The sequence below is a fragment of the Burkholderia sp. BCC1985 genome, assembly GCF_905339915.1.
GTDB lineage: Bacteria > Pseudomonadota > Gammaproteobacteria > Burkholderiales > Burkholderiaceae > Burkholderia.
Genome location: NZ_CAJPGY010000008.1, coordinates 185,838 through 212,831, shown reverse-complemented (window position 1 = coordinate 212,831; position 26,994 = coordinate 185,838). Strand labels below are relative to the sequence as shown.

Below are 26,994 nucleotides of genomic sequence, written 5' to 3'. Positions count from 1 at the left end.
CTGCACTACCTCGCGAGTGCGGCCACGTCGATGACCGCATCGGCCTCCGCAATCAGGTCAGGCGTTTGCGAGATGAAAAACTCCCGCGCATACCCGCCCTGACGCAGCACCTCGCACTTCATACGCATGAACTGCACCTTGCGATCGGGATCAAGCGGCCCATCCGACTCGTCGCTAAACAGCGTCTCGTACGGTTGTCCCGCGTTACCCGCGATATACAGGGCGACGCCGCGTGTCAGGCATTCGTTGATCCACACCTTCTGACCACCGGACATCACGCCGACCGCTTTGCTGCTGTCGCTCTCGGCGTCGTGCACGAGGATTTCAAATCCCTCGCGCGTGTCGCCGTTGGCCAACGTACGCTGCGTCTGGATCTCGACCGTGAACCGCGTGCCGTAGCACGCAAGCAGCAGGTCGTTCACCGTCTGCGTCAGCGCCGGGCCCGCGTCGTCGATCGTCAGCGCGATCACGCCGTCATTGCCCAGCCCTTTCGCCAACAGCTTCCACTTCGCGATCTCGTCCGAGATGCGCTCGGCGAGTGCCTGCGTCGCTGAAAATCCCTCAAGCTCGCGCTCGAGCGCCACCAGCGTCGTTTCTCCCGTAGCCTGACGCCGGATCAATGCTTCGATCATCGCGTCCAGCCCCGTGCAGGTCTCGCGTCGAGCAGCCAACTGGCGATCGACATCCGCAATCGCTTGCGCCACGTCGACCGAAGCCAGGCGCGACACCTCCGCCTCGACCTCTCGCAACAAGCCATTGAGCCGCGCCGTCTCGGTCTCCCGACGTTTCGACGCCTCGCCTCGCTCAACATCGAGCGATGCAAGTTCCGCTTGGCCCTGTTGCATCCCGGTTTCAGCTGCATCGAGCAGCGGCTTTCGGGCGGCAAGTTCGGTTGCGCGTTGAAGCGCCTGCCGGGCCGCCGTGATCTCCGCATTGACGCGTCGCAGTTCGGCTCGCTTCGCAGACAACGCCTCGACAGCCGGCGCCAGTTGCTCCAGTTCCGCCTTGTGGCCGCGGTACCGGGTCCGAAGGTCATTCAACGAGATGGTCTGGACGCCAACCTGCTGTGCCGCGCTCCTCGCTTGCGCGAGCAACGGGCACGTCACGTGAATGTCCATCCCCGCACACGGCACCGAACCGATGACCGCCGATTGCTCGGTCAGGGTCTTGATCAGGTCGGCCTTGGTCGTGCCCTCCGATTGCAGGCTGGAAAGCGTCGATCCGACCGTTGCTGCCCGCAGTCGCTTCGCGTCGAGCTCATCGATCGATCGCTGCAAAGGTTCGATCAGTGCTTCGGCCTTGCCGAGCCGAAGCTGTGCACCGTCGCGATCCGCCGCGGCGCCAAGAATGGACTCACGCTGCCCAACAACCGATGCATGGCTGGCGATCGTGTTACGAATCGCCGTCGCGCGCTGCAGCAACCGTTGCTGCTCCGCCTGCCCGTCACGCTCCAAGACATCAAGGGAAGTCCGCAGCTCGTTGCGACGCGCACCCAGTTCCCCGAGTCGCGCCGCCGCCCCTGCGTTCTCGCCTTGCTTGGCCACCAGGACAGCGTGCTGTTGCATCAGCGTTGCGATGTCTGCCTGGGCTGCCGTACGCTGCTCGCGCGCGGTTGCGATCTCCGAAACGTTCATCGCGATCGCAGTGCGCGTCTGATCGACCCGCTCACCCTTTCCAGAAAATGCCGTGAGGTCTTGCTGCACTACGCCGAGTTGCCGGGCCAGCACCTTCGCGACCTCTGCCGCCTTCGTCGACAACGCACGGAGGTGATCGATCTTCAGCAGTTCAGCGAGCAACGCCTTGATCTCGCTCGCTCCGTACGACGCGAGCGGCCGGCGATTCTGCGCCGAAAACACGCTCGTGAAGAACGACTCAAGCGAACCGCAGATCGCGTCAACACATCGATCGTAGGTTTCGCCCTTGCCATCCGAAACGGTGCCATCCGGCAGCGATACCGGCCGCCACTCGCCATCGGTCGAGCGATAGAACAGGAAGTAGTCCGCCTTGCCGGTCTTGCCGGGCTTGCGGAACGCGAAGGTCGACCGATAGCGCAAGCCATCGTGCTCCCATTCAAACTCCTTGCGCGCCTGCACCCCGCAGATGTGATCCCAGTACGAGAACGCATCGACCGAGAGCTTCGACGCGCGAGACGGCATGATCCGGTACGGATGGAGGTTGTCCATGATCGTCGTCTTGCCAGCGCCGTTCGGCCCCGTCAACGCGATCAATCCATTGGGCAGTGACTGCAGGTCGAGTTCGACGCTGTCGCGTTTCATCCCGTCCCGCACGCCATGGAACCCTTCGAGCAACAGTTTCAGTGGTCGCATGACTGGATCTCCGCAAGCGTGATGGGCTGCAGATAGTCGTCAGGCAGGAACGGCACATCATCGTCGTCGATCGTCAGCGTCGGCTCGGGCCGGGAAGCCGGCTTGCCCAACGTGCCATCGACGGCAGCCTGCACCGTCCCACAGAGGCGACGGAACGCGTCCGACGTCTGCTTGAGCACCGCGTCCCAATTGGGACAACCCGTGAGGATCTGCAGCTCGCGCCCCGACCACTGACCCGAGTAGCCCGAGTCGAACGACCAGAGCAGGTTCTGCAGCTCGACGCCCGGCGTGACCACGATTTCAGCCTGGTCGGCTTCGATCACATGGGTCAGGACGAACAGGCCATCGCGTTGTGCGATTACAGCGCCGCGCTGAGCACCGAACGGTTGATGAAAGAGAGCTGCAGTGCACCCGCCATGGTCGACGAGGCGCTTCTGCAGCGACTTGGCGTCGGTGGACGCTGTATAGGTTTGCGCCCAACGGACGCCAGCAGGATAGAGACCAAACATGAGCACACTCCGGAATGAAGACGGAGTGCGCCCCTGACGGGGAACACGCCCCGTCAGGGTAGAAAGAAACTGGATGCAGCGATGCTGCGTTCGATGCGCCAATGGGCGCGAGGTGAACCTCGTTTCGATAGCCACGCGGGCTATCGGAACACGGCTAGTGTTCGAAAGTGACGGAATGCAAACCGTCCGTGGGCAAACCTACGCCGCAAACAGATCGTCGGTGAGCCAGGATTGTTCGTCAGCGGCCGGCGCGATAGTCGCCATTGTGGCCAGCGGCAACGCCGACTCGACGATCGGCGTTACGGACTGACCACCAGCGGGCTCGTCAGCACTGGCTAAACGCGCCAGAATTGCTTGCGCGATCGCGTCCGGCTCCCCGGTCTCAAGGAGCTGCAGCCGGTCAACCAGCGGAACAACATCGACGTCGGCCAGCTCGCACCATCGGGACAGCTTCGCGTCGACCGTCGGCGCCGTGCTGATCCCCTCTGCTCGGCTGCGCATGACAGGAAGCACGCGCGGCTCGAGCTTCACGCCAGCGGCCGTCGAGAACATTGCTTCGATCGCCTTGCGGTCGACCAGCTGCTTATGCTCTTCGTCGATCTGCCAGCGAATGCGCACGAACTTCCCGGCTGATGCCGCCGATAGCGCTGCGAGCTCGTCCGCGTCCGGTGGACCGTCGAAGCTGATGGAGAGCATTTCGCGAGACGGCGTCGGGATCAACGTGGTACACGCATCGGAAGCCGACACGTCCCACGCCAGATAGCCCTTGTCGCCGAGCTCGCCGTAATGAAACCGCCCGATCGATCCGGGATAGCCCACCACGCGCCGCTCGCGCACCCACGTCTGATATTTGTGGATGTGTCCGAGCATGAACGCCGAGCACTCCGCGCCAAACAGAGCACCGAGGCTGAACTCGTGATCGAACCCCGCCATCGTGACACCGTGGTCGGTCTCGCACCCGTTGACCGTCCCGTGCGACACACCGACGGTCGGCACACCGGCTGCCCGCGCCGTTGCGTTGATCCGGCCCGCTGCCGACAGGAAGTCCGTCAGCGAGTCACCGAGACTCGTCGACGCCGCCAACGCGCCAACACGCAACGCCAAGTCAGCCTTGTTCATGGTCGGAAGGCACGTGAATATCGCGCCCGCACCACCATCGATTGCGTAACGAAGCTCTTCGTCGGTGAACACCGGTCCCTGAGAAAAGCAGAATTCCCCTTCGACGAGCGCCACGTGGCAAGGACGGTCCGCGATCGCCACCGGATATCGTGCCCCTATCAACGCGAAATTGTCCAGCGTTCCCGGCGGTTCATGCGAAAACGTGCCTTGAAGCATGAGTACCGGCATCGCTTCTGCCAGCCGGTGCACTTGCTTCGCGAGCGCATGGAGCGCCGGCGAATGCGCGTCGAGTCGATGATCGGTCGAGTCGCCACTGATCACCGCCACACCAGCTAGCCGTGCAATCGCGTCACCTACCGCGTACGAAAAACACCTGTCCGACTCGTCAAGGTTTCCCGGCGAGTAATGCAGGTCAGAAAAATGCGCGATCTTCATCAACGCCTCCAGAAAAAGAAATCGCCGCCCGCAGGCAGCCAGAGATCGGTATGCGCCGCCACGCGGCGCGAGAATGGAAACTACGATCGAGTAAGCACGTCCCGCACGTGCATGAGTGCTTTGCCGAGCAGGTTCAGGCCCTGCCAGGCAGACGGATCAGCAATGCGACGATCGTGTTCGCCGAGCCCGACGCCCCAGATCCGGTCATACGGGCTCGCCTCGACCAGGACCGACATCCCCGTCGCGCGCAGCGCGCTCGCGAGAGCCTCGTTTTGTCGAAACTTCTCGCGACAGCCGACGAACATGATCTTCTCGCGCACCGCTAGCCAACGCGCCTCGTCGAAACCGCGTACCGAACGGCCAAGCCGCTTCTGGTCCCGTGGCGATGTCGACGCGAGAATCGCTTCCGCGGTCACATGGTCATCGAACAGCATGTCCTTCGCGTACATCATGAACTGTTCGACACAGTTGAAGGTGACTTCGTGGAACGTGAAGCTGCACAGGTGCCAATTGCTAAACACGTCGGCGGCGCCGAAAAACGCCGTGAAATTGCCGATCCGGCGCATGGGATCCTCCAGAGGGATAAGTCAAGAGATGGCCGCTTGCGCGGACGAATTCGATGCGTGAGGCACGCGGTCGAAAGCACTTGAGCAAATGGTTTTGCTGAAGGACTCTCAGGTGCGCGATGTAGAAAAAGACACCGGCCCCGAAGGGCCGGCGAAAGGGGTATCACTTAGGCGTTGCGGAAGGACTCGACCGCCTCACCGATCTCGTGCTCAAGGGATTGCGGATCCGTGAGCGCGATTGTCAGCCGCGCGATCATCTTGTCGACGTCGACCGTGCGCTCCATCCAGCCGCGACCGAACCGGAAGTGCCCGTACACTCGCAGTGATTTGCGCCGCTCCTCGTCACCGAAGCGAAGACGCTGCAGCAGGTCCTGCATGCGGTGACGCTTCTCTTCCATGGTTTCCGGCGGGCCATCCTCAGGTTCGTCACCGTCAGCGTGCCCAACTTCACTCCCGCCGTCTGCCGGATGAAGCTGGATCACCGTGCCGCCCGGGTCGCTCTGCGTGGTCATTTCCGAATCCTCGATCGCCAACGGCACATCCTCGGCGCCGTCGAGCAGCGCGCCGATGTCGATGTCCGCGTCGAGCACGGTCAGCATCTGCATTTGACGCACCGCGTCGCCCGCCTCGTTGATGCGAGTGATGTCGAATTCCCGCTTCGAGATCCAGAACTTCGTACCCGTCAGCTTGCCGCGAGCCAGCTGGACCGTCTTCATTGCTGCATACGCTTTTTGCAGCACATAGATCGAGTTCGTCGGAAGCTCGATCAAGCCCAGACCCTTGATGTCGGGAATCGCGAAGATGAACTGCGCGCCGAGGTTGCATTGCCGCCCCTGGTACTGCGGGCATTGCTCGGGGTTGCAGACTCCGTCGGGAATCGCGTCATCCTGACGGAAGATCACGTCGCGGCCGCCGAATTGGCGAACTGCGCGCGTCGCGTGCGGATCGCGCTCGACCTTCGCGTACGTCTTGCAGTATCGGAGCCCGTCATGCCCGTACTCCGAGAAGTACTTGCGGCCGCTCGTGCCCCACGCCGCCATCTGGTTGGGGATGTTCTGCATCCAGTCGTTGAAGGCGAACAGTACCGGGAAGCGGTAGAGCCTGACGCCCTGCCCGCGATCCTCGCCGTAAAGCCGAAGGATCTCGTCAGCGACGGCCGGATTGTTGAAGTCCGAGCGCCGGCAGGTGAAGTAGTCGGTGTTACGCGGCGCCAGCGCATTCCTGAGTCGACAACGGGACTCGATCGCCTTGCCGATCGTCTCGAACGAGTCGCCGGCAGCGACCATCGCTTCGTACAGCGCAACCGCATCCGGATTGCCTCGGGCTGACGACGTCAGCACCTTGATGCCGGGCCGGATCTTCCCGATCACGGGCGGGCGCATCGCCCGCTCTTCGACGACGCTCCGTACGGGGCCGCCTGCCAACCTGACAACTGCATTCATGATGGTTTCCTTGCAAGTTTGAAGATCGCCTGAGTGCGCAACGCGTCCGCCGATTGCTCGAGCGCGTTGGCGGCCGCCTCTCCGCGGCGGTGGGCGATACTGGACAGAAAAATCCGGCGGTCGGAGTCGGTGAACATCGCGACCTGGGCCACTTCGCAACGCTCCCGCCAGGCGGGTGTCGTCGTGTCGGTGGTCGACCTTTCCTCGGCGATCGTTTGACTGATCACGTCGGCAATCCGGGAATTGAGACGATTGGGAAGCGCACGCACCTCCGGGACAGAAAAAAGACGAAAAAAAAGCGCGTTCCTCGGCAGAGGAACGCGCTTCGTGGATTCGGTTAAATGACCCAAGCACCACGTCCCTTCCGGGGACGTGGTGCTCAGGGAGCCGGTCGGCTCATAGAGAGGACGTTAGGTCGTCCTCGCACAGCATGGTCACGCTGTGCTACAGCCCATTTTCGGAAGTGCCATTCCGACGCAGGTTCACGGCTCAGTCGACTACAGTCGTTCTTCCCAGACAGAGGCCTGGAGAGAGACACCCGATGTCCGGGGTCGAACGACGTCGCGGCGCAAATGAATGCGGCCAGCAACGAGTTTTATGACTGAAATGGGGAGCACGGGCGAGGCGCTCATCAGAAGAGAATTCCACACTGGTTGCCAACCAGTCGGAGCATGCCCATAGGCACGGCTTGTACAAAAGATGGACTTCGGCCAGCGAAGTCAAGGTCGATGCGTCAGGGACGCGAGAAGTAGAGTCAGTATCGCGAATATCTCCGCCCGCAATCCCCGAAAAGCTCACGAAAACAGGCTCGCTTTTGCCGGTACGCACATCGAGTGCCTCGCTCAGAATCATCGATGAGAGAGACCACCCGAAAAAATCATGTCTGCCGTTCTCGAACCACCGCACGAAGGGCGCGGGCAACCTCACACGCCCACGCAAAACACCCCGCCCACCGACGAGTCGCCGGTGCGCCTCGCCACGTCGACCGGATTGAAGCCAATCCAGCGCCTGACGAGCGACAGCCGTATCGACAGGATCGTGCCGGATTCCGACGCGGTCACGATCCTGCACTACAGCTCTGTCTTCGCACGCACGTTCATCCGGAGCGACTACAACTTCTGCGCGGCCAAGATCGCGGTTGCCCGCGGCGGCAAGGTACTGGCCGTCCAGACCGCCCTGCGGGAAACCGCCGACTGGATGCGGAAAGCCACCGCGTGGGTCGAACGGCACAACGCGCGCGCGCTCACTTTCCCGTACGAACAGATTGAATTGAAGGTGACGCGGCCGCTGGCCGGCCTGCTGGTCAGGTGCCTGACTCAATACGACCGCCTGTTCGTCGCGTCGATGGAGGCGCAGCTCGCGGAAAAGATCACGCCGCAGGACCGGGCCAACATCCTCAAGAACGCCGAAGGCCGGATCCTGCACGTGCGAACCGTGTGCATCCCGGACAACGACCGATACGACGCCGACGGCACTGCGCGCGACTGACGCGACAGCACCTGCAGCACGCCCCACCGGCTTGACATTGGAATCCGGTGAATAAGCTCGTCTTGAGCCTGCCGCGCCTTCTGACACTGTCGCGGTATGCCGATCATCCACGGAGGAAATCTTGGACATTCGAGAGATCCAGGCGCTACATGCCCAATACTCGTCGCAACCGGTCGTCATCGACATCAACAGCCACGTCCGGGCGCTCCCTGCTCCTGACCGACAGGAATCGACGCGCGAGCGCGTCACCGCTCGACTTTCTTCTACCGGTCGAAAACTCGGCCGGCCGGCCGCGATCGTCCTTGCTGTCGTAGCGGGGGCGGGACTCACGGGCGTCAGCACCGCGAAGCTCTGGCACGCGCTCCATCCGCCGCAGGCGGTCGTACACGTTGAGCGGTCGAACACACAAACTCCGGTCACTCCGCCAGCGCCCTCAGCGGCCTCGACGACGCGCGGCTCCCAACGGCCGCTCACCAGTGCGGACTTTACCGAGCCGGCCGCCGGCATGCCGGCCGACCGGCCCCGCGTCGACGTGCAAGCGCTGCGGACCGGGGACGCTGATGGATCGGCGCCATCGGCTAGCGCCGCTGCGCCCGTGACCGATTTGGAAAGGGCCGCCACGTCGCCGATCCGAGCCGCGCGCGCGGCCTCGAATCCGGCCGCAAGCCAGCGACAGGTCACCGCCGTTCAAACGCCGCCGTCGACACCGCCCGCAGCGACGTCAGCACCCGTCGCGGCACCGCCCACGGCGCAGCCGACTGAGCTGCCGAAACCCGCGCCGCGCAGGCTCCATCGTGCACCCGTTCGGCCGCGCCAGGAGCCGGCTACCACCGAGGCGACAGCCGCCACACCGCATAACGAACCCACGAAGACCGAGCACTCCCCGAAATCTTCGACGCCCGCCAAGACCGGCGACGTTCCACTGTTCTGAAAGAGGCACACCATGAAAGCGAAACCGAACAACGTGACGGTCCTCATGCCCGGCCTGGTCGTCGAAGGCAACATGATCCTCGACCATGGCCTGAGCGTATTCGCCCTCGCAAACGGCGACATCATTTCCACCGAGGGCCTGCTGCACGTCGGGGCCGGCGGTATCGTCAAGGGCAAGGTTCAGGGCGAAATCGTCCGGATCGATGGGCTCGTGGAGGGCGACGTCCATGCTCGCGACATGCTCGAAATCAACGGCCGTGTGCTCGGGAACGTGTTCTATTGCGGCACGATCCGGCTCGGCCGGCACGCCGCACTCAATGGCCAACTCCGTCGCGTATCTCGCGAGCTTGTGATCGAAAACACCCCCACCGATCGCGAGGCCGCAGCCGAGCGTCTCGAATCCCGAGGTGCCGCTCAATGACGACGCTCCGCCGGCTTCATCGCGTTACTGACATCACTGTCGCATGTGTTTGGACGATCCCGGTGATCATCTTCACGGGATACATCCTGTGGAGTCTCGTGCCCTTCTTCCAAGACGACGTGAGCTCGCAAATCGCCTGGGTCATACAAACCGCAGCGTACTTTTGCGTTCGAGCCGTCACCGGCGTATGGACCAGACAATGGGACTTTTTCCCGATCAGTTTCGATCAATGGGATCTCATCGAATGGGCATTGCTCTACTTCTATGGATTTGTTATCGATCTCGCTCTGGCGTCCGTGGTGCTTCAACTCGGTTCAGTGACAACCCTTTACCTCAATCGCAGCGCGTTCGCGGTGGCGGTTCGGATCCGGCGCTCGAGACGTGAGAAGGTTGGAGTTTCGTAGCCACATCACGACCGCGACCGACGCACCTCCCTCCCGGCCGACACCCGCGATTCTGTGCCGTATTCTCGTATCGGTAAACAAGGGCGAGTGACAGGTCTGAAGTCGCCCCAGTCCGGCCGCCTCATGCGGCCAAATTCTGTTCGATCCCGGACTCAATCACAAAACGCGAGACGGGGTTCTTCTTGATCGACGAGATGGTCAGGCTATCGCGAGCGCGCGTCATCGCGACGTAGAAAAGGCGCCGCTCCTCCGATTCCGGGCTCTTTTCATCAGGCACCACGCCCTCCTCCGATCGGCTGATCCACACGTGGTCGTACTCGAGCCCCTTCGAGCTGTGCATCGTCGTCAGCACCAGGACGCCGTCGCCAGGCTTGTTGTTGTCGCGCTTCAGGAACTCGATACGCTCGGTAAAGGATCCGTTCAGGCGACTCACTATGTCGTAAATGCACTGGATCGCCCGAATCGCGACGTCACCCTTGGCATACGTCATCATCCATTCGTAGACGCCTTCCAAGGCGAGCGAGTGGAACGATCTCTGGCAGAGCACCTGCCACTCGCCCAGCCGCTTCATGAAGGCCCGATATGCCGTCGCGGTGTCATCGCGCAGCCCGAGGCCGACGAGCTCCTGTTTTTGCATCTGGACGAAGGCGGCGCCCATGCGCTTGTGCAACGCGCCGAGGTCGTAGGAGCTCATGCCCATGTAGCCCAGGACGGCGTCGATGCCGTTCTGCTTGTGGCCTTCGACCACCTGCAGCAGGTTGCACATCAGCGCGGCCTGCGGTTTGTTGAGCACCGATCCGCCCGACGCCCGGTAGTACGGCACGCCGTGCGATCGGCACACAGCCTCGATCGGATCGAGGATCCGGTTCGTTCGCGCGAGGATCGCGCAGCTTGCGCCGGCAGCGAGTCTCGGTTGAAGCGCCTCGACGGCGGCCACCGCGTCGCCATACTCATCGTCGAACCGCCGCGCCGCGATCGCCCCGCCAGCGCCCCGCGCGGCATGAAGGATCTTCGGCATCCGATCGACGTTGTTCTGGATCACCCGGTCGGCGGCCGCCAGGATCTCCGCGCGACAGCGATAGTTGCTACCCAGCACCACGCGTTGCGCCTCGAACGTGCTCGCAAAGCTCTCCATGCCGCGAAAGCCGAGTGCGGCCCGGAACCCGTAGATGCTCTGGTCGTCGTCGCCCACGACCGTGACGTGCGTGCCCGCGCGCGCGTGCAGCTCGACCCACCGGAACTGCAGCGGGTCCGTATCCTGGAACTCGTCGACGAGCAGATCGGTGAACCGATACGGCTTGATGTCCTCGCTCTGCATCCGCTCGACGGCGAGGCGCAACATGTCCTGGAAGTCGATCTTGCCGTTGCGTTCGAGCGCGTCCTGGTAAGCGGTGTAGAGCGTGGCCTCGGCCGAACCCTCATCAGCTCGACCGAAGTTCGTCTTGATCCGCTCGATGATCGGCACAGCCTCTTCGACCTTCCAGTCATACCCGAGCTCGGCAAGCACGCGCCCAAGCATCCCGAGGCGATCGCCTTCCGATGCGATGTCCGGCCGCCCGCGGCCGGGCCGTTGCAGCTGCTTGTACGCGAGCGAGTGGAAAGTGCCGGCGATCAGCCGGCGTTTCGCATCCTGCGGCGCCAGCGCGAGAATGCGCTCGCGAAGTTCGACGGCCGCATCCTTGCTGAAGGTGACGGCGCCAACCACCGCCGTCGGGTCCTGCAGCAAGAACGCGGCCTTCGTCGCACTCATCTTGGTCTTGCCCGCGCCCGGGCACGCGATCGCGAGGCAGTGGCGGCGCAGAAGTGCCACCTCGCGCTGTTGGGGATTCAACTCGTCGAGCATGGCACCGGTCTTCCCGATCAGTTACCGCGAACGGTGTTCATCAGCTTCAGGTGGGTCGTGTAGCCGCGCAGGCCGACCGGGTGGAACTTGCGCAGGAAGCGCCCGGTCTCGTCGTCGACGTCGGACTGGTCACGAATCCCGTTCCAGACGAGGAAATCGAAGTGATCCATCACCTGGTCGAACTTCAGGATCACGGAGAGCAGGCGCATCGAGAACCGCGAATATGCCTCGACTTCGATATCGAGCGACGGTTTCGTCACGGTCGGCGCGAAGACTGTCTCGCCGCGATCGCGCATCTCCGTTTCGGTCTTCACGCGGAAGCCCTGCGCGACGTCGAGCTGTTCGTTCACATAGGCTTCGAGCTGGTCGAGCTGCTTCTCGAACCACGTGCTGACGATCCCCTGCTCGTTCGCGCCGTACGTCGCGCGACCGAATCGCTGCATGTTGATCGTCATCCGGTTCAGGTACGGCCACCACTGCTCGAACAGCGGCCGAAGGCGCGTGTGTTTCATCGTGACCCGCGCGGTCACGACTGCGGCGCCCGACAGTTGCTTGTTCATCAGCTCGCGACCGATCTCGCGACGCCGCTGGATGATTCGCGCGCGCTCTGCGGGCGACAGGTCGCGGAACAGCGTGCGGGTGCGCGCCACCTCTTCGAGCTTCTGCTTCGCTTCATCGATGCTGATCAGCCCTTCGCGCTGCAACACGTTGGCCGAATTCTCCATCTCGTCGAGTTCCCGCTCGACTTCACCATCGTCCGCGCCGTCAGTCGTCTGCCGGGCGTCACCCTCAACCAGGCTACCCTTGACTGCTGATACTTCGTCGCCCGCCGGCGGGAGTACGGCCACGTGGCCAGGTGCCACGTCCGCTGTATCGGTGCCGACGTGCGCTTCTTCGTTGATCGTGCTCATGTGGATCCTTTCTGGTTGACTAACCGCACGTGCGGCTTGCGTCTATTCTTGCGGGCCTATGCTGCGACGGGCGTCCAAAACGTGAACGATTTCGCGCGGCTTTCGCGGCCGCCGCGAAACGCTGGACGAAAAAAAAGCCCCCTCACAAGGAGGGGGCCAGGCTGAAAGCTCTACGGGGAGTCGAGCTTTCTGAGGACCGTAGACCATTGACTTATTGTGGCGCGGCCGGGCCGCCCAGTTCGGTGCAAATCGTCAGGTATTTCGTCTGCCTTTTCCCGGTGCGCGGCGCGCAACCGGTTGTGGGCCTTTCGGCAGAAAGCTATACGAAAAGCTGGGGCTTTCCCGGGCTACTGGTATGAAGATGCCGCTTTCCAGAGCAACGCGCCGAGACATCCCGCGATCGCCAGCCAGTACGGTGCAAGGAGCGGCACCGGCGCGATCAACACCGTGAAAGTCACACCGAATACCAGCAAGATCCCATGACCGGCGAGATGGAACGACAGCGGGCTGACGTAGCCGGCCGCCGCGGCCCTCACCTTGCGCCGGACTGTCCCGTCGATGAACATCGCGATGCCGAACACGAGCGCGCCGAGCAACCAGTACTTCATCACGGTGAGCCGATAGACCATCCGGTACACCAGCCGCCAAAAATTGTGAACCCACCGACTGGCGAAGTTCGACATGCCACCATCCTCGATCTGCGAATCCTTCGTCGACTCCATCGACGCCTGCACCAGCCCCGTCTCGACGAAGTAGCGCTTGAACGTACGATTCGTCGCGTCGACAGCATCCGCGGTTCGCGCTTCTCCAAGGCTGGCCGCAACCGATTCCGCTTCGGCATCCGGGATCGCGAACAACGACGGGTCCGGCAGCGCCGGCATCAGCGCAACCGAGAGCAGCGGCACAAAGAAGAACCACATCTTGATGTGACCGACAAAGCGGCTACCGGCCATACAGCTCTCCCACGAGGCCGCCGATGAGATAGATCGGCAGGATGATCAAGCCGGCAAGGCCGACATAGAATCGCGCCGGCTGGCGATCGATGAACATGGCCAGTGCGTACGCCATCGCGTTACGGCCTTGCTGGAACTCCTGCGGCGGCCGAGCAGCCGAGTCGTCCTGCGCTGCAGCAGTCGTGATCGCGCGATGCACGGTGTGGTCATCGACCCGCGTCAGTGTCCGAATCAGAATATGCGTGAGCGACATCGTATTCCTCGAAGTACAGTCGGAAGGTTTCCCCCGTCAGCGCGCGTGCCGCGAGCTGGAACGCCGCCGATCGCTGGCTGATGTTCTCCGGGCACCGTTCGTCAACCATTTCTGGCGCTTGCTTGTGGCGCGACTCGAACGCAGTCACCGGCTCGAACATCGGCGACCAGACGTGGCAGCGCTCGCCATCGCGCACGACAAAGCGCCGCGCGTACAGCATATGGGCTGACCCGAACAGCCCTTGCATGAAAGCGACGTGCGGATCGCCGGTTTTTCGCACGCGCTTGAACGCAGCAAGGCCGTCCACGAACATCTCCTTGACGAGCGGCTCCGCCTTCCCGATGAAGTGCTCACCGACGAACTCCGCGACACGCGTGCACACCAGCTCCAGCTCAGGAGCAAGGGTGAACACCGGGGTCAGGTGGGCAGAGAGCTTGTGCTCGCGAATGATTTTTTTGAATACGGCAGACATGCTTGGTTGTTTAGCCTGTAAGAATTGGAATACGTCCCTGGTACACCGCGCCGCCGGAAATCCGCATGAAGTACTGCAGGTTCGGCAGGCTCTGGATCAGGCGAGTCGGGATCAACGGCACCGCCTCCAGCTGCTGCGACCGCGTTACCGATCCGGTGAACTCGCCGACATGGCCCTCGCTCGCCTTGCTCGTACTGCTGGAGACAATCAGGTTCCGAATCGCGGTATCCCCCACCGTTTTCGAGAACCACTCAGCCGTGTCGGTATCTTCCAAGCGTAAGATGATCTGGTTGTTCAGGTTCCCCAAAACCTGCAGCATTTTGGCCGCATTCCCCAGCTTGGCTTCGAGGTCGGCACGCGTCTGGAATGCCACGAACGCGTTGAAGCCTGCGCCACGGCCCTTGTTCAAAATCTGGATCACCTGCTCGTTGATCGCCTCCGCAATCTCGTCGATGATCAGCACGACCTTAGGGGGCGTGTCGTAGAAGTTGTAGATCGAACCACACACCGCCGAGACGTCGGCCAGAATCATCGACGCGATGGCCTTGGCGACAATGCTGTTGGACAGCGAGTCGAGGCCAATGTGGAGGATAGCCTTCTGGCGAATCACCTTCTCGATCGTCCAGATCTCACGTTCGTCCTCGAAGTCGTCGACCTTCGGCGCGAGCATCAGGCCGGTTTCGCCCGTGGCGAGCATCTGCAGCAGCGGCAGTGCCGACGCAATGATCCGCATGTAGTGCTCGCGGTCGTGCACGTGCGTCGCGATCAGGCCGTCGATCGCTTCGTGTCCCCGGTCGATTGCGCCGAACCGAGCCTGGTAAAGCAAGATCATCGCGTCGACCTTGGTCGAGCCCGGCTTGTTCGCGAACTTGACCGTGTCGGCTGTTACCAGCTCCTCCCAGTTGCTCAGTCCGCTCTCGATGAAGAAGCGCTTGAGGGCCTTCTCCAGGAGCGGGTCGATCCCGAGCTGCGCGTACTTCAGGATCGAGCGCAGGTTCGGCTTGTCGCCGATGTACAGTTCGCCGTTCACCGATCGGCTGATGAACAAGTACGCAAAATCCCGGAATGGCCCTTCCTCCATCAGCTGCGCAATGCGGCTCGGAATCTCGGACGGCTGGGACCAACTATCGAGCGGCTCGAGACGAATGGACTCGGATGGCTTTGCCTGATTGAAATATAGGAACTTGCGGCCGGTACGCTTCGCCTCGCGCTCGACACGCGCCTTCCATTCCTTGTCGTTTTTCGGATCGATATCGATCAGCACATCGCCGCAGTGGATCACCTGCGTCGAGATGACTTCGTACGTCCTCGTCTTACCCGAGCCAGTGGTGCCGCCCACTGCGGTATGGCCGCCCATCGCCTTGTAGTGGAACGGCACGTACCCCTTGTTGGCCTCCAGCCCGTGTGTCCACGACACGCCCTGCGGCGTCCGGTCTCGGATACTGTCTTTTGGTGCGAACAGATTCTCGATCATCTCCTCGAACGCACGCCCTATCTGGGTCTTCGGCAGCCACCTAGGCAGACCTGGGATCTCGGTGGTCGGCATCCGCAAGATGTCGTGGGCCATCTGGCAGTGCTTCTGTGTCCATTCGAAGCCCGTGCCGAGAAACATCGCGTCCGCCTCAGCCTTCATCCGCGTCTGGATCACCAGCAAAGCCGGTACCGAAAGCGTCGTCAGCCATTTCGTCGACAGCCCCATCCGGAATTTCAGCGCGCGCCAGACTTGACCCGAGCGGAACGTCCACAATGCCAGCGCCACAAGCGCGAACGCCCAGCCGTACGGCATGCCCGAGAACGGAAGAACGAGCAGCGCAACCAGCCACCCAAACGCGGCCCTGACCTCGTAGATCGGCCGAAAGTGGTTGAAATAGCCCCTCATGCACCACGCTCCTGAATCAGCTCACCGATGCGCGGCGCCAACGTGACTTCCGACGGCTCGTTGGCGAGCAGCAAGCTTCGGCGGCGCATGTGCTCGATCAGGGTGTCGCTCGCGACGCCATAGCTGCCGATGGTCCGCTTCGACAGGACGAGTCCCTGATCGGTCCAGCGCACCTTCGCCTTTGCCGCCGCGACGTCCTGCTGCAGCGCCGAAAAGAAGTCTACGATCATGCGCGGTGCACCCTTCAGCACCTCATCGAAGTGGTTGCCGCTTGGCGCGGCAGCGGCCGGCTCGCGACGAATCTCGACCGGATTAACGGCGGCGGCCGGCGGCGGAAGCTCGAGCGCCATCTGCCGCGCATCCGGGCCCTTCGGGGCCCCGTGCGCGGCCGGCGCCGCTGGCGTCACCGCCGTCGTCGTACTTTTGGGGGCAGCAGTCGGCAGCGAGCCTGAACCAGACGGTGCGCTACCGCCGGCTGCAACGGCCGCCTGCGCAAAATCGGCTGTCGCAGGCTGTGCCGGTGCCGGCGTTGGCGTGGCCGCCGTCGACGCCGCCTCAACCTTCGGCTCCAGTTCCGCCGCCACGTGGATAGCAGAGGGAACAGCGAACGTCACCGGCTCGAAAACCGCCTGCTGCACCTTCCGATCGAAATCCGCAGCCGTCGCGACCGCCTGCCGCACGACCTTGTGGGTCAGCGACTCGACGCCCATCGGGCTCTGCGTCGGGTTGATGGCGCCGAATATCTCGGCCTGAACTTCGGAATCGAGCCCGCCGAGCAGTTCGGTGCCGACCACCGCATGCGCCAGCATGCCGGTCCGCATCCGCTCGATGGGAAGCGGCGTAGCGCGACGCGCCACACGGTAGCTCGCGCCGGCAAGCCACGGCCCGAGTGCACCGTGGACGGAGGGATTCCAGACCTGGCGGTCCGTCGCCCGCTCGACGTCGAAATTACGGTACGGTTCGTCCAGGCCCGAGCAGATCGCCGCAAGGAACACGCCGTAGTTGTATTGCGGCTCGATCCGCCGACGGCGCTCCGACGACAGGTTCGTGCCAAACTTCAGCCCGCCCGACAGCCGCATCGCGTAGAACGCCGTTTCGACTGTCCACCGGAACGCGCCGGCCGGCTCCCGGTACAACTCCGGGCTGAACGGAACGGACGAAAACCAGTCCGCACACCGCCGAACTAGTCCCATCCATTTCCGCTCGAACTCATCGCGTGACGACTCGTTCGCACATTGCGCGATGAGGTCGATGCGGCGCTCGTTGCGGGCTGTCAGCTCCGCGGCATCAACTGGCTCGAAAAGTCGTGCGTCCGTCATCACACCACGCCCTTCGTTGCGAGCTTCGTCAGGCTCTTGAATGCCGCGCCGCTCGCGTTCGCACCACCACCGAACATCGAAGCAAACTTCGGAATTTCGAATGCGAGGATCAGAACGAAAATCGACAGATCCAGGGTCAGCGATCCGGAATACGGTGTCGTAAGTCCTTTCGAGATCGTGTTGCCGAACGACGTCGCAAGCGTCGTCGTCATCAAGCGCTGAAGAATCGCCGCGACGACCATGTACATGCCTGCACCGATCGTGAAATCAAGCCAGCTCTTGAACCACCCCCGCGTAAACTCCGACATGCCGAGCGCGAACGCAATCTTTCCCATCACGATCGCGACGGCCATCTGGATCGTGCCGAGCGAAACATAGAAAAGAAACACCAAGGCCGCGATCATCAGGAACAACCACGCGAACAGCAGCGGTGCAAGGTTGATCAACAGCGCAATATAGTTCCACCAGTGCTCCGCCTTCAGCGCCTCGATGACTGCGTCGTAGATCGCGCCAGCCGACTTCACCATGGCCATCGGCAATGACTGGGCGTCGGTACCTGAAACTGCGATCGCCATGTCGTTGAACCATTTGTAGAACCCGGGCGCCCACCTGCCGTAAACGATATAGACCGCCGCGAAGATGCCCAGTATCGCGAGGTCTTCGAAGAGGCTCTGCCAAGCCGCGATCGGATCTCTAGTGGCCGCGAACCGGAGCGACGCCAGCACGACCGTCGTCACCGACAACCCAAACGCCATCTTGTTCGATTCCTTGTCGAGCGTCTTGCTGACCTCTACCGCGAGATCGATCAGGTCCTTCATGATTTTCGAAATCTCTTCGATCGCCGCAGTGGCGCCCTTCGCGACCTCCCCGTTCACGTAGCTCGAGCTCCAGCCGGACGACATCGCCTGCGACAAGCCGTCCATTAGCCCCGCGCGTGCCGCAGTCGGTAGCGCGAGCGCGAGAATGAGCAGCCCACATCGGAGCCACATGCGGAGTACGCTATTCTTCATTGCTGACCGATTCCGTACGCAGCCCGCTCGGCCTGTTGCTTCGAGATGAATTTCTCTGCGTCCCCCGCCTTTTCCTTGTCCTCCTCTGCCTGTTGCGCGTCCTTCTGAGCGTCCTTCTGCGCCTTGGCCGCGTTCAACTGGAGGATGTCCGCGTTTTGGCTCGTCACGATATCGAGGTAGTGCGTCGTAATCTCGGCCGTCGCCTGTTGGGTCGGCGACATCGCCAGCTCGGACTGCAGTTCCTGCCGGCGCTGCGCCATTTCGTTCGTGTGCTGCATGATGTTCGAACCCATCTGGAACAGGTTTCGCGCGACCCTGTCGTTCTGTTGGACCAACGTGTTCAGGTCCGCGAACCACTGCGCATTCGACTTGCCCGAGCGAGTAACCAGTCCCTGAACCTGGGTGACCCATTCACCGCCCTTCTGGAGATCGCCGTAAAGGCCCTGCAGCGTGCCGACCAGCCCCTTCACCTTGTTGATATCGCCGGTGATCTGGTCATACGCAGCCTTCCACGCAGCAGGATTCAGATTCTTCGCTTGCAGCAAGTCATTCACCATCATCTGGTACTGGTAGAGGATGTTGGTGTTCTGGTATATCTCGCCCTTGACAGCCTTAGCCGCCGTGATCACGTTCTGCGCAAAGTTCGTCGGGTCGAACACCGTCAGCTGCGCGGACACGTGTTGGGTAAGGAACATCGAGGCCGCGAAGGCCGCGGCGCGAAGGGTCGGCAAGAGTTTCATCGTGGGCCTTTCAGTCAAAGAATTGAGCCGCCGTACGAGCGGCGCACGGCATCGTGGGTGCGTCTTGCGGCTTTTGCCGGAGCGACGGCTGCTGGCCGGCCTGCGACGCCACCGGTCGCACGCGAACGGGCGTCCCGATGGCGACGTTGTTGATTTCGTCAGCCGTGAGCGCGAAGAGGTCGCGGTACAACGACTGCCGGGTAGAGGTCAAATTGAGCGTCATCGGGTTCCTGTCAGTCGACGGTGGCCATTTCACGTAGATAGTCCTCACGCCAGGTCGGCGAGCCGCTCGCGAGGTGCTTGTCGAGCGTGCGCTGGGCCGCGCCGTCCGCGCGCAAGATCGAGAGCGCTTCTTTCGGGAACTTCGCCTGGAGCATCCGTGAGTGATCCGGCGTCACCCATAGGTAGTCTCGGTTGGGAACGCCTTCGCTGATCATGTCGATCTGGTCGTCGGTCAGCCCGAACACATCGCGATAGAGCCGCTTGTTGTTTCGCGCGTCGCGGTTCGGTAGGAAGAAGAAGTTCTGGATGTTTTCCTTTAGGATCTCGAAGTTCGGAACCCGCTCAAGCTGGCTCAGCGACTGTGTCGCCATCACCAGCGTGCCGTTCAACCCGCGGATCGTGACGGCCCACATTTCCAGACGCGCATAGAAGCGCGGGTACCGGAAGAAGAAGCCACACTCCTCGACCTCGATGATCGTGACGCGCTTGCCATCCAGCCATTGCGAGATGCGGTAGAAAGCGTAATCCATGAACAGCGCGGCAGCGACCGGATAGCTCTCGAACAGCTCGCCCATCTCGATCGCAAGATCGTCGGAAAGGGAGAATGCGTCTTCGACGTGATCGAAGAATCGACCGTTCTTCTCACCCTTCGTCCAAATCTGCAAGCGCTCCCGCAGCTCAACGGGCAACAGCGTGGTCAGGAACGAGAGCGTCCAGTACTCCGGGCCATAGCCCTGCGCCAGGGTGACGACCCGCTCATAAATCGTCCGCTGCTGCTGTGGAGTGCAACGGAAATCCTCCCCGTCGCCCTCGATTGCCATCTGGACCCAGTCCGACACGTAGGTGTAGTGCCGTGGGTCAACCAACATCGAAAGCGGATTGACCTGTGTCGCCGCCGCGAACTTGCCGGTTGCATCGACGAACTTGCCGTCTGCGAACACGGTGGGGATACGTGTCGAGCGATTCTTGTCGAACTTGATGCGCCGCGGAGCGAAGCGTCCAGTTTGCGAAACAAGAAAGTTGAGAAAGATCGTTTTGCCCGCGCCGATCGGGCCCACGATCAGCGTATGAGACTTCCCGCTCAGATCGTGCAAGGTGATGCGCTGCAATGTCCGATGGCGAGTCGGAAGCAGCGTGAGCGGGCCGACCTTCTGTCCGAGCTGCTGCGTGAGCCATTGGTTAACATCGCTCCCTTCCGCAACACCGCGCACGGGGGCAATGTCCGAGATTACCGGCGTTTCCACGAACTGCAGCCGTTTCTGCTGGTCCCACCGGCCGGGCAGCGTCGTTGCCCAGGCTGCGGGGAGGTTTCGCTTCTCGATCAGTACCCCGAAACCAGCGTTGCCGATTCGGCCGACGATCTCGCGTGCGTTGTCGTCGCACTCGTCGATCGTGTCGCCATAGACGACCACCGAGATGTTCGCAAAGCCGTACTGTTGGCCTTCCGCGATCAGGCGAGCAAGCGCATTTTCCGCCTCTTCTGCCAGGATCTCGCGCCCCTTCTCGTTCTCCATGCTTTCCTTTTTCTCATCCTTCGAGAAAAAGCTCTTCAGAATCTTTACTGGGCTGAACGCAGCGACCTTGTAGAACTTGCGCATCTTCTCGATGTACGCCTGCGCCTTGCTGGTCGACAGGAATCGAAACATGACGCACACGTCAAACTCGGCGTCCACGTCGGCTAGCACGTCGAGCGCGGCCTCCTGGAAACCCATCCACTCCTTCACCGCGATGATCTTCGCGTACCGCGTGCCGTAGGCTGATTCGAACATGATGTGTTCGGCACCGTATGTCACGAAGCTTTCCGTCAGATGCGTGTCGAGCATCGTCACGGGGTAACGCACGCGCCGCGGTGGAACTGCCGGGTTAGCGGTCTGGTGGAGGAATGCCAGCGCGTTTTGCAGTTGGAGCCGCGTCATCTTGAGGCGCGCGACGCCACCCTTGAACGCGTCCAGGATGCCTTCGAAGCGCTTGATTTCCGACGCAATGCGCTCCATGTCGAACACGAATGCACTACGCGCGAACACCATATCCTTGACGGTCTCGAACAATGCAATCGGAACTGACTTGCCACCCACCGTGATGTGATATGCGATCTTCTCGAAGAGCTTGTTGATCCCCGTCTCGGGCGTATACGCGAGCGCGAGCGAGTGGGTGTTGCGGAAGTACTTCCCGCTCCCCACACTCTTTTGGTTGATCTCGTCAACGCGCTGATCCATCTCCGACGCGAAACGTCCACCGATCGCACCCCGAACACGTCGATGCGACATGCGCCACCATGCGGTGATCCGGTGATCGAAGTTCTTGCAGGCGTGGTCGAGGTTGTCCCGCGCCGCCGAAATTTCGTCGGAATTGGGGCTATCCGCATCCACGCCTTCGAACGTGTACAGCGTCAACAGCGACCCGTCTTTGTCGAGAATGACTTCCGGGGTCACCATCGTCGCCCACGGGGCGATTTCCTGAATCGCTCGACGCTTCGGTTTCGCGCTCACAGCGGAAGCTCCTGATCAAATCCATACGGCCGACGGAATCGGGCGGCGACATCAGCGGTAGGTAGTGGTTCATGCACATCGGGGTACCGGTTGTAGACGACCAGCACCTCTTTCCACCACGGATCGCTCGACGACAGCCAACGGAGCACCCAATGAATCACGATTCCCACAAGAAGGAATGTCGGCGACATGCTGGTGTAGCAGAGCAACGCGGTCAGGGTTCCGTTGATGATCGCCAGGCCACGATCCGCGCCGCCCATTTGGCGTGGCAGGGAAAGCGACCGGCTGACTTTTTTCGGCTTACGCACAGCTGTAGTTGATCTTTAACTGGTTCTTGACGATCGGAATCGCGCACGCCGCGAGGCCAAGGCCGACGATCACAGACGAAACAAACTTCCCGATATTGCTTTCCGAGTTTGAAATCGCCACCGCGCCCACAATGATCAAAACGATGCCGATTCCGAACAGCCATGGGCCGCTCACGTAGGCCTGGATCAGGCAGATGAAGGCGGTGGCGCTTCCCAGGTCGCTGAGGTCGACCGCCCGCGCCGCCGGCGCGGCAAACGTAAGCGCCAAAGCGACCAGCGTGGAGAGCCGTTGGCCCCGCCCGAACAAGTAGTGCGCGGTGTCCAGAGCCTTTTTCCGGGCCAGCGAACACAACGATTGAATGTGCTTCTTCATTGATAAACCCCGTGTGGTTAAAAAACGCGTTCGAGGACGTAGTCCCCGTCTTTGAAGCCCCTGATCGCCAGCACCTCCGACACATGGCGCAACTCCCCCGAGCGGCGCAGGTGAATGACATAGTGGAAACAGTCGGCGATTGCCTTGCGCATGTCGGTGAGCTCCCAGCGGCTGCCGGGGGGGATGCCCAACATCGCGAGGCTCTCGAGGCGGCTGAGACCGCCACGCGCATCGTTTGAGTGAATCGAACCCATTCCGCCGTCGTGGCCGGTGCTGAGTGCCTGGATGAAGTCATACGCTTCCCCACCTCGCACTTCGCCGACGATGATCCGGTCGGGACGGAAGCGCAGGCAAAGCGCGACCAGAACCTGTGTCGTCACACCCTTGTCGGGGTTCGACAGAAGTCGGACGCGGTTCGGAAGGTCTACCTTCAACTCCATCGTGTCCTCGATCGTGATAACGCGCTCCTCCGGGGGAATTTGACCGTTGAGCGCGTTCAGGAACGTTGTCTTACCGGTCGATGTACCGCCAGCGACGAGCACGTTGGCGCGCTGTTGGACCATCGAGGTGAATGCCTCGGCGAGCGCGTCGTCGGCAACGCCCGGCGGGAAAATTGGTCGATCGATATCTCGCTTCGCATGGATCAGCGAGAACGCACCCATGCGCGCGTAATCCTTGATCGACAGATTGGTCTCTCGGTGGCGCCGAATCGCGAGCGCGTCGCCGTCGATCGCCGTCGGCTTCATCACCGTCGCGATCCGGAGATTCTTGTGGCCGCCGTTGATGATCCCCTGGGCCGTGCCGGCTTGCGCCGACTTCTCAACCGAGGCTGCGAGCGAGTGGATCGCACCCGTCAGCGTCGCTGGATTGAACTCGACGTCGAGGCGACGCATCACCCCCCGCTCCTCAACCCAGATGTTGTTCGCCGAATTGATCATGACTTCGGCGACGTTCGGGTGATCGAGGTACGGTTTGATGAGCTTCAGCGATTCGAAGAACAGCTGCACAGCGTTCTCTTCGAGTCGCGCGACCTTCAGAAAGGGATTTTCGGCAATTTCAGACATGCAGCTATTGTTCAAGCTGGCACATCCGCCGATCGCCCGAAAGAATGGCCAATTTGAACAGCTTTCGCGGCCTCGACGAAGAGCATGGCCGCGCCGTCGGCGCACCGATTTCCACGCAACTGGTTGTGGGGGCAAACTCGAAATGCTCCAGAAAAACGTATAGCTTTCTCCCGTCTCGGACCTGTCGACTGGTGGCATGCGTTTGCAACCTACGAAAAAAAAACCCGGTCACAAGGACCGGGCGTGTTCCAGGAAATAGCGAGCCATTGCAGTCGCTCAGCACACAACTTCGATTGTCTCGCCGAACGGGGCGCGCCGGGCGCGCTTGATCGGTGTCGTCGACGCCCAAAGCACTGGGTAAGCCGGCTCGTCGGACGGAAACATACCGACCATATCAGTCAGGTACACGAGAAACGCGGGGTCGATACCCTCGCTCTTAATCCGTCGAAACGGATCGATGAACGAGGTACCGCCACCACCTTTCAGCGGCGCCAGCTCGACCGGGTCGCCCCGCTCGAACACCTGAACCTGCGTTACGCGCTCGTCGCAATCCATCACGATCAAGCGACGCGGGCGAACCGCATCGGCAACGGCCAGGATCTCGGCCGCGAACTGCGCCTGCGTTTCATCCCAGACCGAGCCGCTGGCGTCGCGGACAAACACCGCGTCGCCCACCGCCGGCTCGTTCAGTGCCGGCAGATACATCCCAAGGTGCAGGTAGCGGCGATTCGGCTGCGCCCACGTATAGTCGGTCGGCGCCGCGTCCTGCGCAAAGCGATGCAGGAGCGAACGCCAGTCGACTACCGCGGCGACAGATTGCTCAACAGCGGCCTGTAACGTGCCGCCGAGCTTGCCGCACGCCTGCGCCGCTTTGGCCGCCTGGAGCACGGCCACCTTCCACTCGGCCTCCTTCGCCGCCTTGTCGGGCCCCGCATACTGCCGGACTTCCCCGCAGGATGGTGCCGGTCCAACCGCCTGGTCATCCGCTGGCTCCGGTTGAGAGCCGGGCGAACCCGTCGATTTGCCCGGCTTGCCGCCCGGTTGCTTCACGGCTTGCAGAGCTTCGTTCAAGCGCATCCCATAGATTTCCTCCGCGGACATCCCCTTGAAACGCGCGTCGACGAGTACGCCTGGCGGAAGCTGCATGCCGGCATCCAGGACGATCGGGTTGATGGCGTAGTCGCACGCCTCGTTCCAACCGTCAGGTTCGCGATAACCCTGCCGCCAACAATGCCCGTTCACGACGTGCCACACCTCGTGGGCGAGCACACCGCGAATCTGCAGCTCCGTCAGTCCGGCCGCATACATCGGGTTGTAGCCGAGCGATTCGCCGTCCGTCCAGAAGGTCTTGCAACTCGGATCCGCTCGGACCTTGAGCCGAAGCGCCAACACCCCGATGAACGGATGGTCGAGCACCAGCGCAGTGCGCTGCTTCGCGATGCGTGAGTCCATGGCATCCTCATGCAGCGGCGAGGAACGCTAGGCGAGTCGCCGACTGGTCCGGAATCTGGTCAGTCAGCGGTACCGCCGGCACACCGCCCATGAAGGCGGCCATCAGCCCCTCGATCTCGGTCGCCTTGGTGGCAACCTGCGAGCGCAGCACGCTGGACTCCTTCAGGTCCGCGCCGTTGTGCGCTGCAAGATGCTGCTTCGCCTCCGAGAGGATGTGCGCGAGCTTCGGGTCGTTGCTGAAGTTCAGCTTCGGCAGCAGATCGCACAACTCGCGTACGTGGTTCGCGACGTCGAGACGGACATTGCCGGACGCGTACAGGCGGGAGGCCATCGTCGAGACAGCCTCGTACAACCGGCCAACCAGATCGTTGTTCGCGGTCTGGATCGACGCCAGCGCATGCTCGTCGATTTCCGTGCGCAACGAGGTCAGGACGTCACTTGGCAGATCCACACCGAACTGACTTGCGTCCGGGAACGGCAGCACCGACAGCTTGACGCCGAACTTGCCCTTCAGCTCGGCCAGACTCGGATAGTCGGCCTCGTTGTACAGGGTGTTCATCTCCGCCCTCGCCTGCTCCTTCAGGTCCAGGTAGTTCGTCAGGAAAATCGATACGGCGAGATCGAACTCGTCCTTCATCGCGCGCAGCCGCTCTGCCAGCTCCATGTAAACCATGGTCGGCAGCAGTCGCACGCCCAGTTGATCGTACTTCAGCGTGCGGCTGTAATAGTGCGAGCGGATCCGGTTGCCGATCGACAGTACTTCCGCATAGCTCGGCGCGTGTTCCGGCAGCAGACGCTTGTTGAAACGGCCGATGCCACGCGCGTGGTGGCTTTTCTCGACCTCTTCCGTGACCTTCCCGTCATAGCGACGGGCAACCCACGTGGAGATCGCGACGGACGACAGCATGACCTTGGATTGCAGATCGGTGATGTTCATGAATGGCTCCAGATACACAGAAAACTTCGAGACGAAAAAAAGCCACGGACCGGAATCGGCCGTGGCGACAGGGAAAAGCACTACGGGGTTTGAAGGCGGTCACACACCGCGGATGATCTTGCCGATCTCTCCGCCTTGCGCACGAATGAATGCATGGTGGTTCTGCAGCTCGGGCGTGCGCGCAGTGGCGTCCCGTACCAGCAGCGCCGTGAACTCGCGGTGGCCAGCATCAACGAGGCGGTCCGCATAGCGCAGAACCCGCTCGAAGTTGCCGTCGCTCGCCTTGTGTGCGAGCGCTGCCGTGAGCGCGTAAAGAATGCTCGGCTCTTCCGGGATGACGCCCAAATCGGGATTCAGGAGAATCGCGTCGACCGAGGGCAGCGCCCGGTAAATCGTGAGAAAGCTAAGCAGCTCAGTGCCAGCGCCTTCACCGACCGTCGCATTGATTGCGTCAGGCAGCAAATCCGCCGGAACAGCCTGCATCGTCTTGGCGAGAAACCCCCATTTCCGGGGGCTTGCCGACGCAACGATATCTCGGCTGCTACGCTCCTCCCACAGCAAGTCGGGCCTGAAGCGAAGGAACGCGATCAGCTCGGGCGGCACATTCTGTTGAACCGCCCACGTCGTCCAGTCGTCCACGCTGGCTGCGAGCTCGACGACTGCCGCGAAACGCGAGACCAGCGGATCGAGGATCCCGGTGACAGCGGCGTTGTCGCCGCGGCGATTCGTAGCCGCGACGAACGTGACGCAGTCGGGCAGTTGGTGCTCGCCGATACGGCGCGCGAGCAGCAGCTGCATCTTGGCGGCCTGCACCGCCGGCGAAGCCTGCCCGAGGTCGTCGAAGAACCAGACCAGTGGACGCTTCGCCGAGAGCGCGCGCTCGAGGTCGCCGAAAGGCAAAAATCGAGCATGCGTGCCGTCGGACGACGGGAACGGCAATCCCTTCGAGTCGGTCGGGTCTTCGACAACCGGGTGGCTGATGAGCAAGTCGTGCTCGGCCGCCGCGGTGGCGGTTTCCACGATGTCGGATTTCCCGATACCCGGTCGGCCGGTGATCAGCACGGGAAGCCGCTTAGGAATGTAGACGGCAAGCAGCTTGGTGAGGCGTGCGGGAGAGAGTTTCATGGG

The 26,994-nt window shown here is 62.2% G+C and carries 27 protein-coding genes; 3 read left to right on the top strand and 24 right to left on the bottom strand.

Annotated features, from left to right (window positions below; translation table 11 throughout):
* Window positions 1-5: 5 nt before the first annotated feature.
* From U4Z31_RS10910 to U4Z31_RS10885, 6 genes are all read right to left on the bottom strand, one after another.
* Window positions 6-2,327 carry an SMC family ATPase gene (locus U4Z31_RS10910; protein WP_321810318.1) on the bottom strand — a complete coding sequence of 774 codons (2,322 nt, stop codon included), beginning with the start codon at window positions 2,325-2,327 and terminating at the stop codon, window positions 6-8.
* On the bottom strand, window positions 2,315-2,836 hold the full coding sequence (locus tag U4Z31_RS10905) for a hypothetical protein (protein WP_321810317.1): 522 nt from the start codon (window positions 2,834-2,836) through the stop codon (window positions 2,315-2,317). Before U4Z31_RS10905 ends, U4Z31_RS10910 begins: the two co-directional genes overlap by 13 nt.
* Window positions 2,837-3,034: 198 nt before the next feature.
* Window positions 3,035-4,390, bottom strand: a complete 1,356-nt coding sequence (locus tag U4Z31_RS10900; protein ID WP_321810316.1) for a metallophosphatase family protein — start codon at window positions 4,388-4,390, stop codon at window positions 3,035-3,037.
* 80 nt (window positions 4,391-4,470) lie between these two features.
* A complete protein-coding gene (locus tag U4Z31_RS10895) occupies window positions 4,471-4,956 on the bottom strand; it encodes an NADAR family protein (protein ID WP_321810315.1) in 486 nt (161 codons plus the stop codon).
* A 167-nt stretch (window positions 4,957-5,123) separates the two neighbouring features.
* A complete protein-coding gene (locus U4Z31_RS10890; protein WP_321810314.1) occupies window positions 5,124-6,398 on the bottom strand; it encodes a hypothetical protein in 1,275 nt (424 codons plus the stop codon).
* Window positions 6,395-6,625: a hypothetical protein gene (locus U4Z31_RS10885; protein WP_321810313.1), complete on the bottom strand. Its 231-nt coding sequence runs from the start codon at window positions 6,623-6,625 to the stop codon at window positions 6,395-6,397. Before U4Z31_RS10885 ends, U4Z31_RS10890 begins: the two co-directional genes overlap by 4 nt.
* A 652-nt stretch (window positions 6,626-7,277) precedes the next feature.
* Here U4Z31_RS10885 and U4Z31_RS10880 point away from each other — a divergent pair.
* A complete protein-coding gene (locus U4Z31_RS10880) occupies window positions 7,278-7,886 on the top strand; it encodes a DUF1845 domain-containing protein (protein WP_321810312.1) in 609 nt (202 codons plus the stop codon).
* A 145-nt stretch (window positions 7,887-8,031) separates the two neighbouring features.
* Here U4Z31_RS10880 and U4Z31_RS10875 read toward each other — a convergent pair whose 3' ends face one another.
* Window positions 8,032-8,274, bottom strand: coding sequence for a hypothetical protein (locus U4Z31_RS10875; RefSeq protein WP_321810311.1), 243 nt, complete (start codon window positions 8,272-8,274; stop codon window positions 8,032-8,034).
* A 555-nt stretch (window positions 8,275-8,829) separates the two neighbouring features.
* On the opposite strand from U4Z31_RS10875, the gene U4Z31_RS10870 reads away from it, so the two are divergent.
* Window positions 8,830-9,237: a polymer-forming cytoskeletal protein gene (locus U4Z31_RS10870; RefSeq protein ID WP_321810310.1), complete on the top strand. Its 408-nt coding sequence runs from the start codon at window positions 8,830-8,832 to the stop codon at window positions 9,235-9,237.
* Window positions 9,234-9,641 carry a hypothetical protein gene (locus U4Z31_RS10865; RefSeq protein ID WP_321810309.1) on the top strand — a complete coding sequence of 136 codons (408 nt, stop codon included), beginning with the start codon at window positions 9,234-9,236 and terminating at the stop codon, window positions 9,639-9,641. Before U4Z31_RS10870 ends, U4Z31_RS10865 begins: the two co-directional genes overlap by 4 nt.
* A 121-nt stretch (window positions 9,642-9,762) precedes the next feature.
* Here U4Z31_RS10865 and U4Z31_RS10860 read toward each other — a convergent pair whose 3' ends face one another.
* From U4Z31_RS10860 to U4Z31_RS10780, 17 genes are all read right to left on the bottom strand, one after another.
* Window positions 9,763-11,484 carry an ATP-dependent helicase gene (locus U4Z31_RS10860; protein ID WP_321810308.1) on the bottom strand — a complete coding sequence of 574 codons (1,722 nt, stop codon included), beginning with the start codon at window positions 11,482-11,484 and terminating at the stop codon, window positions 9,763-9,765.
* Window positions 11,485-11,501: 17 nt separating this feature from the next.
* Window positions 11,502-12,395 (bottom strand): ATPase, encoded by an 894-nt coding sequence (locus U4Z31_RS10855; protein ID WP_321810307.1) that lies wholly within the window; start codon window positions 12,393-12,395, stop codon window positions 11,502-11,504.
* Window positions 12,396-12,742: 347 nt separating this feature from the next.
* Entirely contained in the window at window positions 12,743-13,348 is a 606-nt protein-coding gene (locus U4Z31_RS10850) for a DUF4400 domain-containing protein (protein WP_124902155.1), read from the bottom strand.
* Window positions 13,338-13,601, bottom strand: coding sequence for a hypothetical protein (locus tag U4Z31_RS10845; RefSeq protein ID WP_257774762.1), 264 nt, complete (start codon window positions 13,599-13,601; stop codon window positions 13,338-13,340). The genes U4Z31_RS10850 and U4Z31_RS10845 overlap by 11 nt, the downstream gene beginning before the upstream one ends.
* On the bottom strand, window positions 13,555-14,073 hold the full coding sequence (locus U4Z31_RS10840; protein ID WP_175891295.1) for a hypothetical protein: 519 nt from the start codon (window positions 14,071-14,073) through the stop codon (window positions 13,555-13,557). Before U4Z31_RS10840 ends, U4Z31_RS10845 begins: the two co-directional genes overlap by 47 nt.
* Window positions 14,074-14,083: 10 nt before the next feature.
* Window positions 14,084-15,952 carry a conjugative transfer system coupling protein TraD gene (gene traD / locus U4Z31_RS10835; RefSeq protein WP_321810306.1) on the bottom strand — a complete coding sequence of 623 codons (1,869 nt, stop codon included), beginning with the start codon at window positions 15,950-15,952 and terminating at the stop codon, window positions 14,084-14,086.
* A complete protein-coding gene (locus U4Z31_RS10830) occupies window positions 15,949-17,271 on the bottom strand; it encodes a TraI domain-containing protein (RefSeq protein WP_321810361.1) in 1,323 nt (440 codons plus the stop codon). Before U4Z31_RS10830 ends, traD begins: the two co-directional genes overlap by 4 nt.
* On the bottom strand, window positions 17,271-18,281 hold the full coding sequence (locus U4Z31_RS10825; RefSeq protein ID WP_321810305.1) for a type IV secretion system protein: 1,011 nt from the start codon (window positions 18,279-18,281) through the stop codon (window positions 17,271-17,273). The genes U4Z31_RS10830 and U4Z31_RS10825 overlap by 1 nt, the downstream gene beginning before the upstream one ends.
* Window positions 18,278-19,021: a DUF4141 domain-containing protein gene (locus U4Z31_RS10820; protein WP_321810304.1), complete on the bottom strand. Its 744-nt coding sequence runs from the start codon at window positions 19,019-19,021 to the stop codon at window positions 18,278-18,280. The genes U4Z31_RS10825 and U4Z31_RS10820 overlap by 4 nt, the downstream gene beginning before the upstream one ends.
* A 10-nt stretch (window positions 19,022-19,031) precedes the next feature.
* Window positions 19,032-19,244 carry a hypothetical protein gene (locus tag U4Z31_RS10815; RefSeq protein ID WP_321810303.1) on the bottom strand — a complete coding sequence of 71 codons (213 nt, stop codon included), beginning with the start codon at window positions 19,242-19,244 and terminating at the stop codon, window positions 19,032-19,034.
* Window positions 19,245-19,254: 10 nt separating this feature from the next.
* Window positions 19,255-21,732, bottom strand: coding sequence for a type IV secretion system protein VirB4 (locus U4Z31_RS10810; protein WP_321810302.1), 2,478 nt, complete (start codon window positions 21,730-21,732; stop codon window positions 19,255-19,257).
* Window positions 21,729-22,040, bottom strand: a complete 312-nt coding sequence (locus U4Z31_RS10805; RefSeq protein ID WP_321810301.1) for a VirB3 family type IV secretion system protein — start codon at window positions 22,038-22,040, stop codon at window positions 21,729-21,731. The genes U4Z31_RS10810 and U4Z31_RS10805 overlap by 4 nt, the downstream gene beginning before the upstream one ends.
* Complete coding sequence (locus U4Z31_RS10800) at window positions 22,033-22,413, bottom strand: conjugal transfer protein TrbC (protein WP_321810300.1); 381 nt, start codon at window positions 22,411-22,413, stop codon at window positions 22,033-22,035. Before U4Z31_RS10800 ends, U4Z31_RS10805 begins: the two co-directional genes overlap by 8 nt.
* A gap of 17 nt (window positions 22,414-22,430) precedes the next feature.
* A complete protein-coding gene (locus U4Z31_RS10795) occupies window positions 22,431-23,477 on the bottom strand; it encodes a CpaF family protein (protein ID WP_321810299.1) in 1,047 nt (348 codons plus the stop codon).
* 276 nt (window positions 23,478-23,753) lie between these two features.
* Complete coding sequence (locus tag U4Z31_RS10790; protein WP_321810298.1) at window positions 23,754-24,929, bottom strand: DUF2201 family putative metallopeptidase; 1,176 nt, start codon at window positions 24,927-24,929, stop codon at window positions 23,754-23,756.
* A 7-nt stretch (window positions 24,930-24,936) separates the two neighbouring features.
* Window positions 24,937-25,866 carry a hypothetical protein gene (locus tag U4Z31_RS10785; protein ID WP_321810297.1) on the bottom strand — a complete coding sequence of 310 codons (930 nt, stop codon included), beginning with the start codon at window positions 25,864-25,866 and terminating at the stop codon, window positions 24,937-24,939.
* 99 nt (window positions 25,867-25,965) lie between these two features.
* The gene (locus tag U4Z31_RS10780) at window positions 25,966-26,991 is read right to left on the bottom strand and encodes an ATP-binding protein (RefSeq protein WP_321810296.1); all 1,026 of its coding nucleotides are present in this window, start codon (window positions 26,989-26,991) and stop codon (window positions 25,966-25,968) included.
* Window positions 26,992-26,994 lie beyond the last annotated feature (3 nt).

Excerpts from the sequence above, each read along its gene's own strand:
- U4Z31_RS10910 (WP_321810318.1), bottom strand. The coding sequence starts at position 2,327 with ATGCGACCACTGAAACTGTTGCTCGAAGGGTTCCATGGCGTGCGGGAC.
- U4Z31_RS10905 (WP_321810317.1), bottom strand. The coding sequence starts at position 2,836 with ATGTTTGGTCTCTATCCTGCTGGCGTCCGTTGGGCGCAAACCTATACA.
- U4Z31_RS10900 (WP_321810316.1), bottom strand. The coding sequence starts at position 4,390 with ATGAAGATCGCGCATTTTTCTGACCTGCATTACTCGCCGGGAAACCTT.
- U4Z31_RS10895 (WP_321810315.1), bottom strand. The coding sequence starts at position 4,956 with ATGCGCCGGATCGGCAATTTCACGGCGTTTTTCGGCGCCGCCGACGTG.
- U4Z31_RS10890 (WP_321810314.1), bottom strand. The coding sequence starts at position 6,398 with ATGAATGCAGTTGTCAGGTTGGCAGGCGGCCCCGTACGGAGCGTCGTC.
- U4Z31_RS10880 (WP_321810312.1), top strand. The coding sequence starts at position 7,278 with ATGTCTGCCGTTCTCGAACCACCGCACGAAGGGCGCGGGCAACCTCAC.
- U4Z31_RS10870 (WP_321810310.1), top strand. The coding sequence starts at position 8,830 with ATGAAAGCGAAACCGAACAACGTGACGGTCCTCATGCCCGGCCTGGTC.
- U4Z31_RS10865 (WP_321810309.1), top strand. The coding sequence starts at position 9,234 with ATGACGACGCTCCGCCGGCTTCATCGCGTTACTGACATCACTGTCGCA.
- U4Z31_RS10860 (WP_321810308.1), bottom strand. The coding sequence starts at position 11,484 with ATGCTCGACGAGTTGAATCCCCAACAGCGCGAGGTGGCACTTCTGCGC.
- U4Z31_RS10855 (WP_321810307.1), bottom strand. The coding sequence starts at position 12,395 with ATGAGCACGATCAACGAAGAAGCGCACGTCGGCACCGATACAGCGGAC.
- U4Z31_RS10850 (WP_124902155.1), bottom strand. The coding sequence starts at position 13,348 with ATGGCCGGTAGCCGCTTTGTCGGTCACATCAAGATGTGGTTCTTCTTT.
- U4Z31_RS10845 (WP_257774762.1), bottom strand. The coding sequence starts at position 13,601 with ATGTCGCTCACGCATATTCTGATTCGGACACTGACGCGGGTCGATGAC.
- U4Z31_RS10840 (WP_175891295.1), bottom strand. The coding sequence starts at position 14,073 with ATGTCTGCCGTATTCAAAAAAATCATTCGCGAGCACAAGCTCTCTGCC.
- traD (WP_321810306.1), bottom strand. The coding sequence starts at position 15,952 with ATGAGGGGCTATTTCAACCACTTTCGGCCGATCTACGAGGTCAGGGCC.
- U4Z31_RS10830 (WP_321810361.1), bottom strand. The coding sequence starts at position 17,271 with ATGACGGACGCACGACTTTTCGAGCCAGTTGATGCCGCGGAGCTGACA.
- U4Z31_RS10825 (WP_321810305.1), bottom strand. The coding sequence starts at position 18,281 with ATGAAGAATAGCGTACTCCGCATGTGGCTCCGATGTGGGCTGCTCATT.
- U4Z31_RS10820 (WP_321810304.1), bottom strand. The coding sequence starts at position 19,021 with ATGAAACTCTTGCCGACCCTTCGCGCCGCGGCCTTCGCGGCCTCGATG.
- U4Z31_RS10815 (WP_321810303.1), bottom strand. The coding sequence starts at position 19,244 with ATGACGCTCAATTTGACCTCTACCCGGCAGTCGTTGTACCGCGACCTC.
- U4Z31_RS10800 (WP_321810300.1), bottom strand. The coding sequence starts at position 22,413 with ATGAAGAAGCACATTCAATCGTTGTGTTCGCTGGCCCGGAAAAAGGCT.
- U4Z31_RS10795 (WP_321810299.1), bottom strand. The coding sequence starts at position 23,477 with ATGTCTGAAATTGCCGAAAATCCCTTTCTGAAGGTCGCGCGACTCGAA.
- U4Z31_RS10790 (WP_321810298.1), bottom strand. The coding sequence starts at position 24,929 with ATGGACTCACGCATCGCGAAGCAGCGCACTGCGCTGGTGCTCGACCAT.
- U4Z31_RS10785 (WP_321810297.1), bottom strand. The coding sequence starts at position 25,866 with ATGAACATCACCGATCTGCAATCCAAGGTCATGCTGTCGTCCGTCGCG.
- U4Z31_RS10780 (WP_321810296.1), bottom strand. The coding sequence starts at position 26,991 with ATGAAACTCTCTCCCGCACGCCTCACCAAGCTGCTTGCCGTCTACATT.